General features: G+C 71.8%; 14 protein-coding genes. 9 read left to right on the forward strand and 5 right to left on the reverse strand.

Annotated elements, in window-relative coordinates:
• Positions 1–14: 14 nt before the first annotated feature.
• Positions 15–1,109, reverse strand: a complete 1,095-nt coding sequence (locus JO379_RS29665; protein WP_130881112.1) for an NADH:flavin oxidoreductase/NADH oxidase — start codon at positions 1,107–1,109, stop codon at positions 15–17.
• A 134-nt stretch (positions 1,110–1,243) separates the two neighbouring features.
• Between JO379_RS29665 and JO379_RS29670 the strand changes: the two genes are divergently transcribed.
• The gene (locus tag JO379_RS29670) at positions 1,244–1,609 is read left to right on the forward strand and encodes an ArsR/SmtB family transcription factor (RefSeq protein ID WP_242626384.1); all 366 of its coding nucleotides are present in this window, start codon (positions 1,244–1,246) and stop codon (positions 1,607–1,609) included.
• Between the two features lie 46 nt (positions 1,610–1,655).
• Here JO379_RS29670 and JO379_RS29675 read toward each other — a convergent pair whose 3' ends face one another.
• The 4 genes from JO379_RS29675 to JO379_RS29690 all read right to left on the reverse strand — a co-directional run bounded on the left by JO379_RS29675 (position 1,656) and on the right by JO379_RS29690 (position 6,285).
• Entirely contained in the window at positions 1,656–3,005 is a 1,350-nt protein-coding gene (locus JO379_RS29675) for an FAD-dependent oxidoreductase (RefSeq protein WP_130881111.1), read from the reverse strand.
• A 310-nt stretch (positions 3,006–3,315) separates the two neighbouring features.
• Positions 3,316–4,011, reverse strand: coding sequence for an HAD family hydrolase (locus JO379_RS29680; protein ID WP_209517822.1), 696 nt, complete (start codon positions 4,009–4,011; stop codon positions 3,316–3,318).
• 76 nt (positions 4,012–4,087) lie between these two features.
• Positions 4,088–4,882, reverse strand: coding sequence for a hypothetical protein (locus JO379_RS29685; protein WP_209517824.1), 795 nt, complete (start codon positions 4,880–4,882; stop codon positions 4,088–4,090).
• A 188-nt stretch (positions 4,883–5,070) separates the two neighbouring features.
• Complete coding sequence (locus tag JO379_RS29690; RefSeq protein WP_209517826.1) at positions 5,071–6,285, reverse strand: ATP-grasp domain-containing protein; 1,215 nt, start codon at positions 6,283–6,285, stop codon at positions 5,071–5,073.
• 343 nt (positions 6,286–6,628) lie between these two features.
• Between JO379_RS29690 and JO379_RS29695 the strand changes: the two genes are divergently transcribed.
• The 8 genes from JO379_RS29695 to JO379_RS29730 all read left to right on the forward strand — a co-directional run bounded on the left by JO379_RS29695 (position 6,629) and on the right by JO379_RS29730 (position 15,333).
• Positions 6,629–7,327 (forward strand): response regulator, encoded by a 699-nt coding sequence (locus tag JO379_RS29695; RefSeq protein ID WP_209517828.1) that lies wholly within the window; start codon positions 6,629–6,631, stop codon positions 7,325–7,327.
• Positions 7,328–7,562: 235 nt separating this feature from the next.
• Positions 7,563–8,933: an LLM class flavin-dependent oxidoreductase gene (locus JO379_RS29700; RefSeq protein ID WP_130881106.1), complete on the forward strand. Its 1,371-nt coding sequence runs from the start codon at positions 7,563–7,565 to the stop codon at positions 8,931–8,933.
• Between the two features lie 21 nt (positions 8,934–8,954).
• Positions 8,955–10,124, forward strand: a complete 1,170-nt coding sequence (locus JO379_RS29705) for a pyridoxal phosphate-dependent aminotransferase (protein ID WP_209517830.1) — start codon at positions 8,955–8,957, stop codon at positions 10,122–10,124.
• The gene (locus tag JO379_RS29710; RefSeq protein ID WP_130881104.1) at positions 10,114–11,088 is read left to right on the forward strand and encodes a 3-methyl-2-oxobutanoate hydroxymethyltransferase; all 975 of its coding nucleotides are present in this window, start codon (positions 10,114–10,116) and stop codon (positions 11,086–11,088) included. Before JO379_RS29705 ends, JO379_RS29710 begins: the two co-directional genes overlap by 11 nt.
• Entirely contained in the window at positions 11,085–12,410 is a 1,326-nt protein-coding gene (ectB, locus tag JO379_RS29715) for a diaminobutyrate--2-oxoglutarate transaminase (protein ID WP_130881103.1), read from the forward strand. The genes JO379_RS29710 and ectB overlap by 4 nt, the downstream gene beginning before the upstream one ends.
• The gene (locus JO379_RS29720) at positions 12,407–13,375 is read left to right on the forward strand and encodes a diiron oxygenase (RefSeq protein ID WP_242626383.1); all 969 of its coding nucleotides are present in this window, start codon (positions 12,407–12,409) and stop codon (positions 13,373–13,375) included. The genes ectB and JO379_RS29720 overlap by 4 nt, the downstream gene beginning before the upstream one ends.
• Before the next feature lies 1 nt (position 13,376).
• Positions 13,377–14,609, forward strand: a complete 1,233-nt coding sequence (locus tag JO379_RS29725; protein ID WP_130881102.1) for an MFS transporter — start codon at positions 13,377–13,379, stop codon at positions 14,607–14,609.
• Positions 14,602–15,333 (forward strand): TSUP family transporter, encoded by a 732-nt coding sequence (locus JO379_RS29730; RefSeq protein ID WP_130881101.1) that lies wholly within the window; start codon positions 14,602–14,604, stop codon positions 15,331–15,333. Before JO379_RS29725 ends, JO379_RS29730 begins: the two co-directional genes overlap by 8 nt.
• Positions 15,334–15,361 lie beyond the last annotated feature (28 nt).

Genomic DNA, 15,361 nt, shown 5'->3' on the forward strand with positions numbered 1-15,361 from the left:
AAGGGGTCCGCAGGTCAGACGGCCCAGCCGTACTGGTCGGGGATGCGCCGGTCGGCGCCCAGGCCGGTCGCCGCGCGGCGCGCCCAGAAGGGGTCGCGCAGCAGCTCGCGACCCAGCAGCACCGCGTCCGCCTCACCATTGGCGATGATCTTCTCGGCCTGCGCGGGGTCGGTGATCATCCCCACCGCCGCGACGGGCAGACCGGTCTCCTCCTTCACGCGCCGGGCGAACGGCACCTGGTAGCCGGGGCCGACCGGGATGCGGGTGGCCGGCGCGTTGCCGCCGGTGGAGACATCGAGCAGGTCCACGCCGTGGGCGAGCAGCTCCCGCGCGAAGCGCACGGTGTCGTCGGCCGTCCAGCCCTCGCGCTCGTCCTCGGGGTTCTCCGTCAGCCAGTCGGTCGCGGAGACGCGGAAGAAGACGGGCTTGTCCTCGGGCCACACCGCGCGCACCGCGTCCACGACCTCCAGCGGGAACCGGACGCGGTTGTCGAAGGAGCCGCCGTACGCGTCGGTGCGGCGGTTGCTGTGCGGCGAGAGGAACTCGTGGATGAGGTAACCGTGCGCGCCGTGCACCTCGACGACCTCGAAGCCGGCGGCCAGGGCGCGCCGTGCCGCGTCCGCGAACTGCTCCACGATCTCCTTGATCTGCGCCACGGTCAGCTCCGCGGGCACCTGGTGGTCGTCCGCGTACGGCAGCGGGCTCGGCCCGGCCACCGGCCAGCTCTCCTCCCGGCTCGCGGGGCCACGGCCCCGCCACGGCCGCTCGGTCGCCGCCTTGCGCCCCGCGTGGGCTATCTGGATGCCGGGAACGGTGCCCTGCTCCTTGAGGAAGGCCGTCACGCGGCGGAGCGCCTCGGTCTGGGTGTCGTTCCACAGGCCGAGGTCGGCCGGGCTGATCCGGCCCTCAGGGCTGACCGCGGTGGCCTCGACCAGGATCAAGCCGGTGCCGCCGGCCGCGCGGGCGGCGTAGTGCTGGAAGTGCCAGTCGTTCGCGACACCCGCGTTCGGCCCGAAGACCTCGGCGGAGTACTGGCACATCGGCGCCATCCAGGCACGGTTGGGGATGGTCAGCGACCGCAGGGTGTAAGGCTCGAACAGGGAACTCACGACAGGCTCCTTCATGGGTTGCGCCGAGGTACAGCTCGTACGATACCCGTCGTACTACGAGACCTGTCAAACTACGATGACCCTCGTACGACTCTCGTATACTGGGCCTTCGCAGTGACCCCTGAGGAGCAGCCGTGCAGACGCCGTCCGCAACCCCGTCGACCAGCCGCGTCCTCGAGCACCCCGCCCGCGAGGACATCCGGCTCGAGAGCGTGCTGCACGCCCTGTCGGACCCCATGCGCCTGCTGGTCGTGCGGTCCCTGGCGGCGGCCGGGACCGAGCAGTCCTGCTCCGTCCTGGAACTCCCCGTGAGCAAGTCGACGACCACCCACCACTTCCGCGTGCTCCGCGAGTGCGGCGTGGTCAGCCAGATCTACCGGGGCACGGCGAAGATGAACGCCCTGCGCCGGGACGACCTGGAGGCGCTGTTCCCGGGGCTCCTCGACAGCGTTCTCACCGCCGCCGACCGGCAGGCCGAGCGGCTGGGGGAGCACGGCTGAGGCGCGATGCCTCCGGTGTCGGGCGGTGACGGGTCCGGCCCCTCGGTCAGGCCTGGTCCCGTGCCGCGGCGAGCAGGCCCTCCCAGTCCGGGATCTTCACCGGTCCGCGGCCCAGCCGCGCTCCGAGGGCGGCCTCCGCCGCCTCGATCCCCAGCCAGCCCGGCCACCGCACCGGATCCTGCCCCGCCGCCCGCAGCGCGGAGTACGGGTCACCCACCGGCCGTCGTGTCATGAGGCTCTCGGCGTCGGCCAGCAGCGAGGTCACCGTCTCCTTGGCGCACGAGCGATTGGTGCCGATCACGCCGGTCGGCCCGCGCTTGATCCAGCCCGCGACGTACTCGCCGGGCGACGGCACGCCGTCCCGCAGGACCCGCCCCCCGGTGTGCGGCACGGTTCCGCGCTCCGGGTCGAACGGCAGCCCCGGGATCGGCACCCCGCGATAGCCCACCGACCGCAGGACCAACTGCGCCTCGATGTCCTCGAACCGGCCCGTGCCGGCCACCCCGCCGTGCTCGTCCGGCACGGTCCGCTCGAAGCGCACCGCACGCACGGCGTCCTCCCCGAGCAGGGCGACGGGCCGCAGGAAGAACCGCAGCCGGATCCGGCGCGCGAGGCCCCGGGCCGGCTGCCCGGCCCATCCCCGCAGCACCTCCACATTGCGTCGGCCGACCGCCGGCAGCCCGGACGGGTCGGTCCACGCCGGGTCCAGAGCCGCCTCCTCGGCCCCCACGAGCACCTCCGCCCCCGGCAGGGTGCCCAACTCCCGCAGCTCCTTCGTGGTGAACTTCGCCTGTCCCGGACCGCGTCGGCCGACCATGTGGATGTCCGCCACCCGGCTGTCGGCGAGCGCGGCCAGCGCCGTGTCCGGCACATCGGTGGCCCGTAGCTCGTCCGCGCCGCGGGCCAGCACCCGGGCCACGTCCACCGCCACATTGCCGACCCCGATGACGACCGCCGAGCGCGCCCCCAGCACGAACCCGCCCGGCTCCGCGTCCGGGTGGGCGCTGTACCAGGAGACGAACTCCGTGGCCGAGAAGCTGCCCGGCAGGTCCTCCCCGGGGACGCCGAGGCGCCGGTCGGTCGCGGCGCCCACGCAGTAGACGACCGCGTGGTAGAGGTCCAGCAGCCGCCGCGGAGCCAGCCCCCCGGCCTCGTCCCCCACCCGGACGTTGCCGAGGAAGGAGATCGCGGGGTGTTCGAGGGCGGCACGCAGATTGTTCTGCAGCGACTTGATCTTCTCGTGGTCGGGTGCCACCCCGTAGCGCACGAGGCCGTACGGGCAGGGCAGCCGGTCCAGCACATCGACCGTCACACCGGGGACGCCCTGCTGCTGCACCAGGGCCTGGGCGGTGTAGACCCCACTCGGTCCCGATCCGACCACTGCGACGCGAAGCACGGCGGAACTCCTTCCCGCGGGTGCGTCCAGCATCGCACCGGGAACCCGGATACGGGAGAGGCGGACGCGGGGCGGCGCGGCGCGGTGTCGGTGCCGCCCCGCGGCCGGGCGGACACGGCGTCTCATTGACCGACGCGGTGCGCGGGGACATGCTGTAACTCCTGCGGCGACCGGCCCCCGGGCCGGTCTGTTCAGCAGGTCCTCGGTGCCCCGCCCCGTTCGGCAGGGCGGGCTCCGGCGTGTCCGCTGATTTTGGGCGACGCGGGGGATCGCCCAAAGTCAGCGGACGGGACACGGCCCCGACGCCGCGTCAGCCGGCCAGGTCGAGCACCGGCAGCAGCGCGTCGGGGCGCTCCTCGACCGGCAGATGGTCGACCAGGTGCACCGCGCAGCCCACCGCGGCGGCGCCCGCGTCCGCGCGCCGGTCGTCGCCGACCATCAGCACGTCCTCGGGCGCCAGCCCGAGCGTCTCGCACGCCGCCCGGAACAGCCGCGGATCCGGCTTCTGGACGCCGTGTTCGTAGGAGAGCACGTAGGCGTCGATCCATGGGTCGAGACCGTGCTCCCGGAAGACCGGCCGTGGGTCCCAGCCGATGTTGCTCACCACGGCGGTGCGCACGCCGCGCCGCCGCAGCTCGGCCAGCACGGCGCCCGCGTCGGCGTACGGCCGCCAGGCGGCGGGCTCCATGTGACGGGCGTACAGGGCGTCGTAGAGCTCGGGGCGCGGCAGCGGGACCTCGCGGGCCATTCCGGTGTACGCGGCCCGGTGCTGCTCCGCGGTGCGATCGCGCTCCGCCCACACCTCGGTGAGGTGCGCCGGCACCGCGCGCGGGGCGACGCCCCCGGGCAGGGCGCCGCAGGCCTCCAGGCCACGGGTCAGCCGCTCGAACTCGGCCTCGTCCAACGGGATCCGGGCCCGGTCGAGCACGGACCGCAGCCAGGACGCGGTGGATTCGATGCGGAACAGGGTTCCGGAGAAGTCGAAGAGAACACCTTTGACGGTCATGGCGCCCAGTCTCCCCGGTGGCACCCGCTCGGTGCCCCGGCACGCCCATCGGGTGGCAGGGGCGGGCGCGGGTACGTCAGGCGGGCTCCAGCAAGGACGTGCACATCGCGAAGCCGAGGAAGCCGAGGAAACCGAGCGTCGTGATCGCCATCATGAAACCGACATCGACAACTGCCCCCTGTTCGGTGAAGTTCATATAGAGAGCGGCAGTGGTCGTCGCGGCAGCGCAGCCGCAGAGGATTGCCAGAGCCATCCAGCGGGCTCCTGATCGCGGAATGGAGAAGCGGGTCGTGAAGGAGACCCAGCGGTGGAGGGAAAATCCGCCGATGCTCCAGGCCAGAAGCACGACGAGGAAGCAGCCCAGAACGATTCTCGTGGAAATCGGGGCCCCGCCCGGGAACCTGGCCGACAAGTACGCTTCCAGCGGCCCTTGCGCGTTGGCGAAGCAGAGCAGGGGAAAGAATTGGGTGAGAACGTGACGGGTGTATGCGGCTGCCGAGCTGCCCGGCACGAACGAGTCGAGGACAAGGACGATGAACAGGGTGAGCAGGAGAGACGAAAACGCCAGGGACGTGCCGGAGAGCAGCGCTCCCAGGAGCATTCGGTAAGTGTCGCCGGACACGGCCACAACGGATCCGTAGGACACCGCGGTCACGCTGAGGGCGAAGAACGACGAGATCCCGACGGTGAGCGTCTCCCCCAGCTCTTCGCCGCCGCTCCGGCCGGCTCGCTCTCTGGCCACCGAAATGACAACGATGACGGCAGTGAAGGCGAAGCCGGCCAAAATGGCCGAGAAGCTCGAGTAGAGAGCGAGTGCGTCTCGAATAGCGGAGGAGTCGTGAAGCGGCGCGACGGGACCGGGAGCAGTCATGCCATGAGCAAAACGGTGGCATGCCACTGTCCAGTGGGATTCGCAGATGTTTCACATACGGTGACTCAGCGCTGACGGAAGAAACGCTTCGCTAGCGTTGGGTGCCGGGACCGGCGGCATCGGGCACTCCAAAATCCTGGCCGCAGTGTCGCAGTGCCGCAGTGCCCCGAAGTGGGCTTGACCCGCCGTCAGTCGAGGGACGCCTTGCCGTGCTCGCCGTGGAGTCCGGTCCACCGCACCCCCGCGGCGTACCACTGGGCGAGTTCCTGGGCGCGCCGCTCGACCTCCTGGTCGTCGGCGCCGGTCAGGACGTAAGCCGCCAGGTAGTGAGCGGACTTCACGCCCCCTTGGTAGGCCGTGCCCACCGTGGCCCGCAGGCGTTCCTCCACCACGAACGGCGGGGGGTTCTCGGGCAGGGCCGCGAGTGTGCCCCGTTCGGGATAGAAGACGACCCAGCCCGCGCTGTGCCCGGGCGCGACGCCGTGGATCCTGGCATCGGTCAGGGTCTCGGGGGCGACCTGGGCCCGGAACCACTGCTCGTCGAGGTTGAAGCCGGTGGCGGCGTGGATGGCGGGGGCGGTCAGCGCGCCACCGGTCCTGCTGCCGATCTCGCACAGCACGAGGCGGTCGTCGGGCGTGTGGAAGACCTCCAGGTGGAAGGCGGCGCACTCGGGGGTGGGCAGCGCGCCCAGGACCTTCCGCGCATAGCCGATGAGCCGGTCCGTCAGCGGGTGGTCGCGGGTGAGCTGTGCCGAGCCCAGGTATATGCCGTCGTGGAAGGACAGGCAGTCGTTGAGGTAGCGCGAGACGAACGTGGCCACCGGCTCGCCCGCCGCCACCAGCCCGTCCACCACGTACATCCGACCCTCCACGAACCGCTCCACCTCGGCGTGTTCGGGCAGGCCTTCGGCGAGGAGCCGGGCCAGGTCCGCGGGGCCGCGCAGCACCTGGGTGCCGGTGGAGCCGGAACCCAGGGCCGGTTTCACCACCACGGGGTAGCCGTGCTCGCGGACGAATCCGAAGAGGTCGAAGTCCACGCGTACGGGGGCGAACTCCGGTACGTCGAGGCCGCTTTCGCGCACCAGGGTCTTCATATGGACCTTGTCGCGGAACGCGAGGGTGCTGGCGAAGTCCTGGCCCGGCACGCCGAGCAGCTCCCGCAGCCGCGCCGCGCGCAGCAGATCGCCCTCCATGCGGGCGATCACCGCACTGGGCGGCGTGTGCTCGGCGAGTTCGAGGGCCGCCCGCTCCGCGTCGCCGCCCTGGCGGAAGTCGGGGAGGGAGACGGCACCCGGAATGTGGCTGTACTGCGGGAATTTGGCCTCGGAGACCAGGAGGTGCGGCCGTACGCCCGTGTCAGCCGCCCACTTGTCGTACGGAGTGTCCGCATAGTCGCTGTCCACGAAAGCCAGAACGCTCCGTTCCGTTCCAGTTCTCACCGGCACCTCCCAGGACTCCTGACCAGCACGCACCGGCTGCGTGCGGCCTCAAGGCTAGGGGTGTGAGCCCAGGTCAGGGCCGTCCTGGCGGATACCTCGGCTTTACCTCGGAAAGATTGTTCTGCTCATTCTGACGGTGTAGGAAGAAAGGGAACCGACGATTCTGATCTTGCGCATGCACTGGGGTTAAGTTGAAGATTCAACGAATTCTCGGCGGCTCGGCCCGACCGGCCGAGCCGCCGGGCGGTGGTGCCGTGTGCGCGGTCCGAGCGCCCCGGAATCCGCCCGTGGCGGCGGGAGCGGCACCGTGATCGACGTGCTGGTCGTGGACGACGACTTCTATGTGGCCGAGGTCAATTCCCGCTACGTGTCCCGCATCCCGGGATTCCGTGTCACGGGCCGGGCCCACACGGCCGCCGAGGCGCTGATGGCGGTCGAACGCGGCGGTGTCGATCTGATCCTGCTCGACCACTACCTTCCCGACGAGGACGGGCTGCAGCTGGTGCGCAGACTCCGTCGGCTCGGTCACGAGACCGACGTCATCATGGTCTCGGCGGCCCGCGGGGCGGAGCAGGTGAGCTCGGCGCTGCGCCACGGCGTTCTGCAGTACCTGGTCAAACCCTTCGGTTTCGCTGCGCTGCGGGCCAAGTTGACGTCCTACGGCCAGATGCGGGACCGCCTCGACCGATTAGACTGCCTGGGACAGGGCGAGGTGGACGAGATCTTCGGTACGCTCCACGCGCCGGTCCAGACGGAAGTGCCGCCCAAGGGGTATTCGGCGGCGACCACCGAGCACATCCGCGAGGCGCTGCTCCGGGCCGGCAAGGCGCTGTCCGCGCAGGAGGTGGCCGACCTCACCGGGGTGAGCCGCTCCACCGCGCAGCGCTACCTCAAGCACCTGCAGGAGCGCGGCAGCATCCAACTCGCCCTGAAATACGGGGGAGCCGGCCGCCCCGAGCACCACTACGAGTCCGCGCACGGCGCCTCCCGCGCCGGCCCCCGCTGAGCGCACACCGCGAGGGCGCCCCCGGCGTCACCAGGCCCCACGCCCCGAAGGGTGCGGGGCCTGTGCCGTTCCGCCGGTGTCGGCATGACGTTACCGCGCGGTAAGCAAAAGAAGCAGAAGCAGCTTCCCGAGGTAAAGCCACAGTGCACGCAGAAACGTGTCTCCCTCTCGGCTGCTGATCTAGTGTCCGTCTTGATCCAAAGTTCCTCACCTGCAAGGACACCGGAGACCTGCTATGGGCGTGACACGCCGTACGCTCCGTCTTGGAGCCTTTCTCCTGGCCCCCGGCTACCACGTCGCCTCCTGGCGTCACCCCACGGCCCGCGCGAACGGCGGCCTGGACTTCGCTCACTACCGCGAGCTCCTGCACACCGCCGAGCGCGGCAAGTTCGACATGTTCTTCGTCGCCGATGGGGTGGGCATCCGCACCCCGTACAACAACGCCGACGAGCTGAGCCGATGGGGTCGCTTCCTCCAGTTCGACCCGCTGACGCTCCTGTCCGCCCTCGCCGTGCACACCACGCACATCGGTCTCGCGGCGACCGCGTCGACGACGTACAACGAACCGTTCCACATCGCGCGGAAGTTCGCCTCGATCGACCACCTCAGCGCCGGCCGGTCCGCCTGGAACATCGTCACCTCGGTGACGGACGCCGAGGCGAAGAACTTCAACCGCGACTCCCAGCCCGACCACGCGTCGCGCTACCACCGGGCCCGGGAGTTCATGGAGGTCGTCACCGGCCTGTGGGACAGCTGGGACGACGACGCGTTCGGGTACGACAAGGAGTCCGGGCGCTACTTCGATCCCGACGGACTGCACGTCCTCGACCACAAGGGCGAGCACTTCTCGGTGCGCGGTCCGCTCAACGTGGCCCGCCCGCCCCAGGGTTACCCCGTGCTCATCCAGGCGGGCGCCTCCGCGGACGGCCAGGACTTCGCCGCCCGCTGGGCGGAGGTGGTCTTCACCGCCGCCCAGACGCTGGAGGAGGGCCGGACGTTCTACCGCGGCATCAAGCAGCAGGCCGCCGCCTACGGGCGCGACGCCGACCAGATGAAGGTGATGCCCGGTCTCTTCCCGGTGATCGGCCGCACCCGCGCCGAGGCCGAGGACAAGTACGCGGTACTGCAGGAACTGGTCGACCCGGTGGTCGGGCTGGGGCTGCTCACCCAGCTCCTCGGCGACATCGACATCTCGGGCTTCCCGCTGGACGAGCCGCTGCCCGAACTGCCGCCGACCCAGGGCAGCACCAGCCGCCAGCAGCTCGTCTACGACAAGGCGCGCCGCGAGGGCCTGACGGTCAGGGAGCTGTACCAGTCCCTGACCGGGGGCCGCGGGCACCGCGTCGTCATCGGCACCCCCCAGGACGTCGCCGACCTCATGGAGGAGTGGTTCACCGGGGAGGCCGCCGACGGCTTCAACGTCATGCCGCCCGTGCTCCCCGAGGGCCTGGACGACTTCGTCGACCTCGTGGTGCCCGAGCTGCAGCGCCGGGGCCTGTTCCGCACCGAGTACGAGAGCACCACCCTGCGCGGAAACCTCGGCATCGACCGGCCCGCCCGTGGCGCCGCGGCCGAACTCCCGCTCAGCAGCACGGGCCCGTCCTAAGTCCAGGAGTGAGCACCCCCCATGCCTTCCTTTGCCAGAACCCTCAGCGAGATACCGCCCTCCCCGCTGGTGACCGTCGACCGGCTGCTGCGCTCCGGCGCGCACACCGAACCGGTGCCGTTGCAGCAGGGCAAGACCGTCTTCGAGCCCTGCGCGCGGCCGACCACCTGGGAGCGCGCGGAGTTCGGGATCGCGGCCCACGAACACGCGCCGCCCGCCGGAGTCCCCGCGCTGCGCTCGGCGTTCGCCGACGCGGCGAGCCGACGCCGGGGCACCCCTGTCGACCCCGGGCAGGTCCTGGTGACGAGCGGCGCCACCCACGCCATCGCCGTGACCCTGCACGCCATCCTGGGTCCGGGCGACGAGGTCCTCATCCTGTCCCCGCAGTGGCTCTTCGCGACCGGCCTCGTGTGGGCGGCCGGCGGGACGCCGCGCGAGGTGCCGGTCTTCCTGGAACTCAGCGAGGACCCCGGCTTCGACTTCATCGCCGCGATCGAGCGGGCCGTGGGCCCGCGCACCCGGGCGATCTACTTCAACAACCCCAACAACCCGACGGGCTTCCGCCTGGACGAGCGTGCCCTGGGCGCGCTCGTCGAGCTCGCCGCGCGGCACGACCTGTGGCTGATCGCCGACAACGCGTACGAGAACTACGACTTCAGCGACGGCGGCTTCCTCGACACGGCGGCCGTTCCCGGCGCGGCGGAGCGCACCTTCTCGGTGCACAGCTGCAGCAAGACGTACGCGATGCCCGGCGCCCGTGTGGGCCATCTGATCTCGCCGCCCGGCGCGGAGGAGATCCTCACCAAGTGGTCGCTGCACACGCTGTACTCGGTCTCCACGGCCGCGCAGTACACCGCGTTCCGGGCGCTCGCCACACCCGCCGACGAGCTGGCGCGGCGCCGGGCGGCGGCCGAGCGCGCATGGCGACTCGCCGACGCCGCCCTGGAGATCCCGCACACCCGCGTCACCGGCGGGCTCTACACCTTCCTCGACCTGAGCCGCTACGGCGACGGCGCGGAGTTCGTGCGCCGCTGCGCCGAGGCCGGCGTGGGACTCGCGCCGGGCCGGGTGTTCGGCGCCCACTGCGACGGCTGGGCCCGGCTCTGCTTCACCGCGGCACCCGAAGAGGTCGTCACGGACGCCATCGGCCGTATCAACAAGATCTACTGGGAGGGCGGCCGTGACCGTTGACACCACCGTGGCCAGGCCGGCGGCGGCTGCCGCGCTGGCTCCGTATCTGCACCGGTACGACAGCCCGGCGCAACTCGGACTCAAGATCAACGCGTATCGGGGTTACGAGGTGGAGGGCCTCGCCGAGGCGCTGCGCGCGCCGGACCTGCACGACGCCCCCGTCGAATGCGTGATGGTCGGCGACTCGTACTTCATGACACACCTGGGCCGCGACGGCACCACGCTGACCGGCGACGCCGAGCAGGAGTGGGGCCTCGCCACCCTCACCGGCCTGGTGGCCGAGGTGCGCAAGGCGCTGGACGCCGCGTTCCCGGCCGCCAGGCGGCCGTTCCTGCTCGCCGACCTGCCGGACGGCACGACCCGCACCCCCGCCACGGCCCGGGCCGCCGCCGACCGGTTCGTCGCGGCCGGCGCGGACGCCGTCAAGATCGAGGTGGCGGGCGAGGGCGAGTTCGACTGCATCGAGGCGGTGGCCCGCACCGGCACACCCACCCTGGCGCACCTCGGCTACACCCCGCAGAGCGGCGGCCTGGCCCGGCACGGCGACGCCCTGGACGGCGCGCTCGCGCTCTTCGCGCAGGCCCGCCGTGCCCGGGCCGCGGGCGGCTGCGGCCTGATCATCGAGATGGTCAGCGAGGCGGTGAACCAGGCGCTCAGCCGGCCGCACCCCGAAGGCCTTCCGCTGTACTCGGTGTTCAGCGGCCGGGCCCGCTGGGGCGGCCAGAGCCTCAATCTGTGGGATGCCGTCGTACGCCCCGTCCCGGGCGGCCGCTACTTCCCGCCCACCCCGGTGATCGACGCGGCCGAGGTGCCCGACCGGTACACCCCGGAGCTGATCGCCGACCGCATGCGCGAACTGCTGCGGCTCAGCGTCGCCGGCTGGTTCCCGCTCTCCCCGCGCACCGCCCTGACCCCCCGTGAGACGGCCGAGATCACCGGCATCGACCCTTGGAGTGCCTCATGACCACCGCCGAACCGCTCACCGCAGGGCCGGTGACCCCCGGATCGGACACGGCCGTCTTCGACGAGCTCGAATCGGCCGTACGCACCTACTGCCGGCGCTTTCCCGCCGTCTTCACACGGGCGGCGGGAGCTCGCATGTGGGACGCGGAAGGCCGCGAGTACATCGACTTCCTGTCGGGCGCCGGAGCGCTCAACTACGGGCACAACCCGCCCGAGGTGCGCGCCGCCCTCATCGAGTACCTGCAGGCCGACGGGCCGGTCCACGGCCTCGACCTGCACACCGGCGCCAAGGCCGCGTTCCTGCACCGCTTCCGCGAGGTGGTGCTCGCGCCGCGCGGGCTCGACCACCGGGTGCAGTTCACCGGGCCGACCGGCACCAACGCCGTCGAGGCGGCGTTCAAGACGGCCCGCCGGGTCACCGGACGCACCGACATCATCGCCTTCACCGGCGGCTTCCACGGCCTCTCGCTCGGCGCGCTCGCCGCGTCCGCCACCTCGTTCAAGCGCGGGGCGGCCGGGGTGCCGCTCGGTCACGTCACGCGGATGCCGTACGAGGGGTACGCGGGCGAAGGCGTCGACACCATCGACTACCTCACCCGCATGCTCGACGACCCGGGCAGCGGCATCGACCTGCCCGCGGCCTTCGTGGTGGAGACCGTGCAGGGCGAGGGCGGCCTCGCGGCGGCGAGCGCGCCGTGGCTGCGCAGGCTCGCCGACGTGGCGCGCGAGCGGGGCATCCTGCTGATCGTCGACGACATCCAGGCGGGATGCGGGCGCACCGGCACCTTCTTCAGCTTCGAAGAGGCGGGCATCGTCCCCGATCTGATCTGCCTGTCCAAGTCCATCAGCGGCTTCGGCCTGCCGATGGCCCTCGTCCTGATCCGCCCCGAGCTCGACCAGCTCGGCCCCGGCGAGCACAGCGGCACCTTCCGCGGCAACAACCTGGCCTTCGTCACCGCCACGGCCTGCCTGGACCGCTGGGCGGATCCGGAGTTCGCCCCGCAGGTGCGGCGCAACGCCGCCGCCCTGGAGGAGCGGCTCACCGAACTGGCCGCCACCTTCGCCGACCTCGGCTGCACCGTGCTGGGCCGCGGCCTGATCCGCGGTCTCGGCTTCACCGACCCCGCCCTCGCGGACCGCGTGTCACGGGCCGCCTTCACCCGCGGGCTCCTGGTGGAGACCTCCGGCGCCCGCGGCCAGGTCCTCAAGATCATGCCGCCGATCGTGGCGGACGCCGAAGAGCTGGCGCCCGGCCTCGCCCTCCTCGCCGACGCCATCGCGTCGGCCGCACACGACCACGTATCCGAAGGGGACCCGCGTTGAGCATCGCCGAGCACGAGCAGACCATCGAGGACGGCCACGCGCACGGCATCGACGAGACCGTGCTGCGCCGGATCGCCGACTCCTGGCCGCGGCGCGCCACGATCCGCACCGACCTGGACCAGATATCGGAGCCGGAGGAGTACGACGAGCGGCTGCCGGACTACCCGGAGCACCTGCTGCCGTTCGCCGAGCACCCCCTGTACCTCGCGGCCACGCCCGAGCAGCGCCAGAAGGTCCTCACCATGGCCTGGCTGGTCTACAACGAGCGGGTCATCGCGGCCGAGGAGTACGTCGCCAACCCGACCTTCGCCATGATCATGCACGGCGCCTTTCCCGGGGCCGACGGCATCCAGCTCAAGCGCGCCGTCCAGCAGACGCATGTGGACGAGGTCTGGCACACCTACATGCACATGATCGCGATGCAGCGCACCCGCGAGGTCCGGCAGATCACCGGCGAGCCCGCCTACCCGCACACGGTCACCTACCGCCGGCTCCTCGAAGCCGACGCGAAGGCGTCGGAGCGCTGGGAGCGCGACCTGCTGAAGCTGGTGTGGACGACCGTCTCGGAGATCAGCGTCAACGCCTACCTGGAGCTGCTCTCCCGCGACAAGACCGTCCAGCCGCTGCACGCCCTGGTGCCCCGGCTGCACGCCCGCGACGAGTCCGCGCACTCCTCCGTCATGGTCGAGGTCGCCAAGGCGCTGTACGTGCACATGAACGCCGAACAGCGCCGTACCTTCGTCGACTCGCTGCCCAAGGCGCTGCACGCCTTCGTGGAGCAGGACTTCGCGGTGTGGCCCGGCATCCTGCGGGCGGCCGGGTTCGAGCAGGCCGACGAGATCGTCGAGGACTGCCGCCGCCAGGCCGGCACCGGCCTGCTGGTGCGCGACTTCTCCGGGGTACGGCGCATCGTGCGCGAGATGGAGCTCGAGGACCAGGTCGACTTCGACTTCGGGGCCGAGTGACGTGAAGCTCACCGCGGGCGGGCGCAGACTCGCCGCCGCAGCCCTCGTCCAGTCGCTCGGCATCGGCCTGTTCATGGCGAGCTCCATGGCGTACTTCACCCGGCAGGTGGACCTCTCGGCGAACCAGGTGGCCTCCGGGCTCGCCCTCGCCGGTGTCGTGGCCCTGGGGATCTCGCTGCTCGGCGGGGTCCTCGCCGACCGGTACGGGGCACGGCGGGTACTCGCCGCGGTGTATCTGGGGCGGGGGGTGTGCTGTGCGGCGTACGTCTTCGTCACGGACTTCTGGCAGTTCATGGTGGTGACACTGTGCGCGGTGGCGTGCGACCGGGCGGGGCCGCCGGTGCTCCAGGCACTGGTCGCCGTGGCCGTGCCGGAGCGCCAGGAGCGCACCCGCCTGCTCGCGGTGGTCAACGTCGTACGCAACTGCGGACTCGGGGTCGGCGCGATGGCGGCCGGCGTGGCGCTCGCCAGCGACACCCAGGCCGCCTACCGGGTCACGCTGGTCGCCATCGGGCTCGCCTTCCTCGGCGGTGCGGTGCTCGTGCTGCGGGTGTCCGAGCTGACCGCGCCGACAGCGGCCGAGGCCGCCCCGGAGGGCACGGCCGAAGGACCGGTCAAGGGCCGGGTGCTGCCCGACGCGCGCTATCTGACGCTGACCGGGCTCAACTTCCTGCTGTTCTTCTTCGACACGATGCTGCTGGTCGCGATGCCGGTGTGGATCCTGGAGCACACGGACGCCCCGCGGGCCACCGTGTCGGTGCTGTTCGCGCTGAACACCGTGCTCGTCGTGGTGCTGCAGATCCCGGTCAGCCGGCTGGCGACCGGCCAGCGGCGCACCACCCGGATGCTGACGTGGACGGGCGCCGTACTCGCGGTGAGCAGTCTGTGCTTCGCCGCGTCCGGCTCCGTCGCGGGCGGGCCCGCGGTGGCGTGGCTGGCCGCCGCCGTGGTGACGCTGTCGCTGGCCGAGGTGATCGCCAACTCCGCGGTGTGGGACCTGTCCATAGCTCTGGCCCCCGAGGAGCAGCGCGGACGCTATCTGTCCGTCTTCAATCTGAGCGTGGCCGGGCAGCGGGTCCTCGGCCCCGTGATGGTCACCGGGCTGCTGCTCGGCTCGGGTTCGCTCGGCTGGGTGGTGGCCGCGGGGGTGCTCGTGGTGGCGGGCTTCGCGGCCGAGCGGGTCGCCCGCGCGGCGGGGGAGCGGATACGCGCGGAGGTGGCCGTCCATGCCTGAGCTGTCGGTCCTGGTCTTCGCGTCCCTCGCGGTGTTCCTCGGCGCGCTGGTCCAGGGCAGCCTGGGAGTGGGTCTCGCCCTGGTGTCGGCGCCGGTGGTGCAGATCGCCGCGCCGAGTCTCATGCCGGGGTCCCTGCTCCTGGTCGCCGCCGTCCTGGCCGCGCTCGGGGCGGTCCGGGAGATCTCCCACACCGACTGGTACGGCGTCTCCTGGGCGATGGCCGGGCGGATCGTCGGCACGGTGGCGGCCTCGTACGTGATCCTCGTGGTCTCGGTGTCGACGCTCGACCTGCTCTCGGCGGGCATCACCCTGGGCGTCGTCTCGCTGCTCGCCTTCGACCCGGCCAGGCTGCCCAGGAACCGGGGCACCCTGATCGCCTCCGGCGCCGTGGCGGGCCTCACCGGGACGACGTCGTCCATCGGCGGGCCGTTCATCGCGCTCGTCTACCACCGGGAGCCCGGGCCCACGGTCCGCGGCACCCTCAGCGTCTTCTACACGGCCGGGACGCTGCTCTCGCTCGGCTCCCTCACCGTCGTGGGCCGCCTGCCGGGCAACCAACTGGCCTTCGGGGCCATGCTGCTGCCCGCGGTGGTGGCCGGATTCGCGCTGTCGGGGCCGGTCCGGCGGCGGGTGGACGGCGGCGGCCGGATGCGCGGAGCGGTGCTCGTCCTCGCGGTCGTCGCGGCGCTCGTCCTCCTCGTCCGGGGGCTGGCCGCCATCTGACGGGACGAGAGCGGCGCGCCGCCACGAG

The sequence above is a fragment of the Streptomyces syringium genome, from assembly GCF_017876625.1.
GTDB classification, from domain to species: domain Bacteria; phylum Actinomycetota; class Actinomycetes; order Streptomycetales; family Streptomycetaceae; genus Streptomyces; species Streptomyces syringius.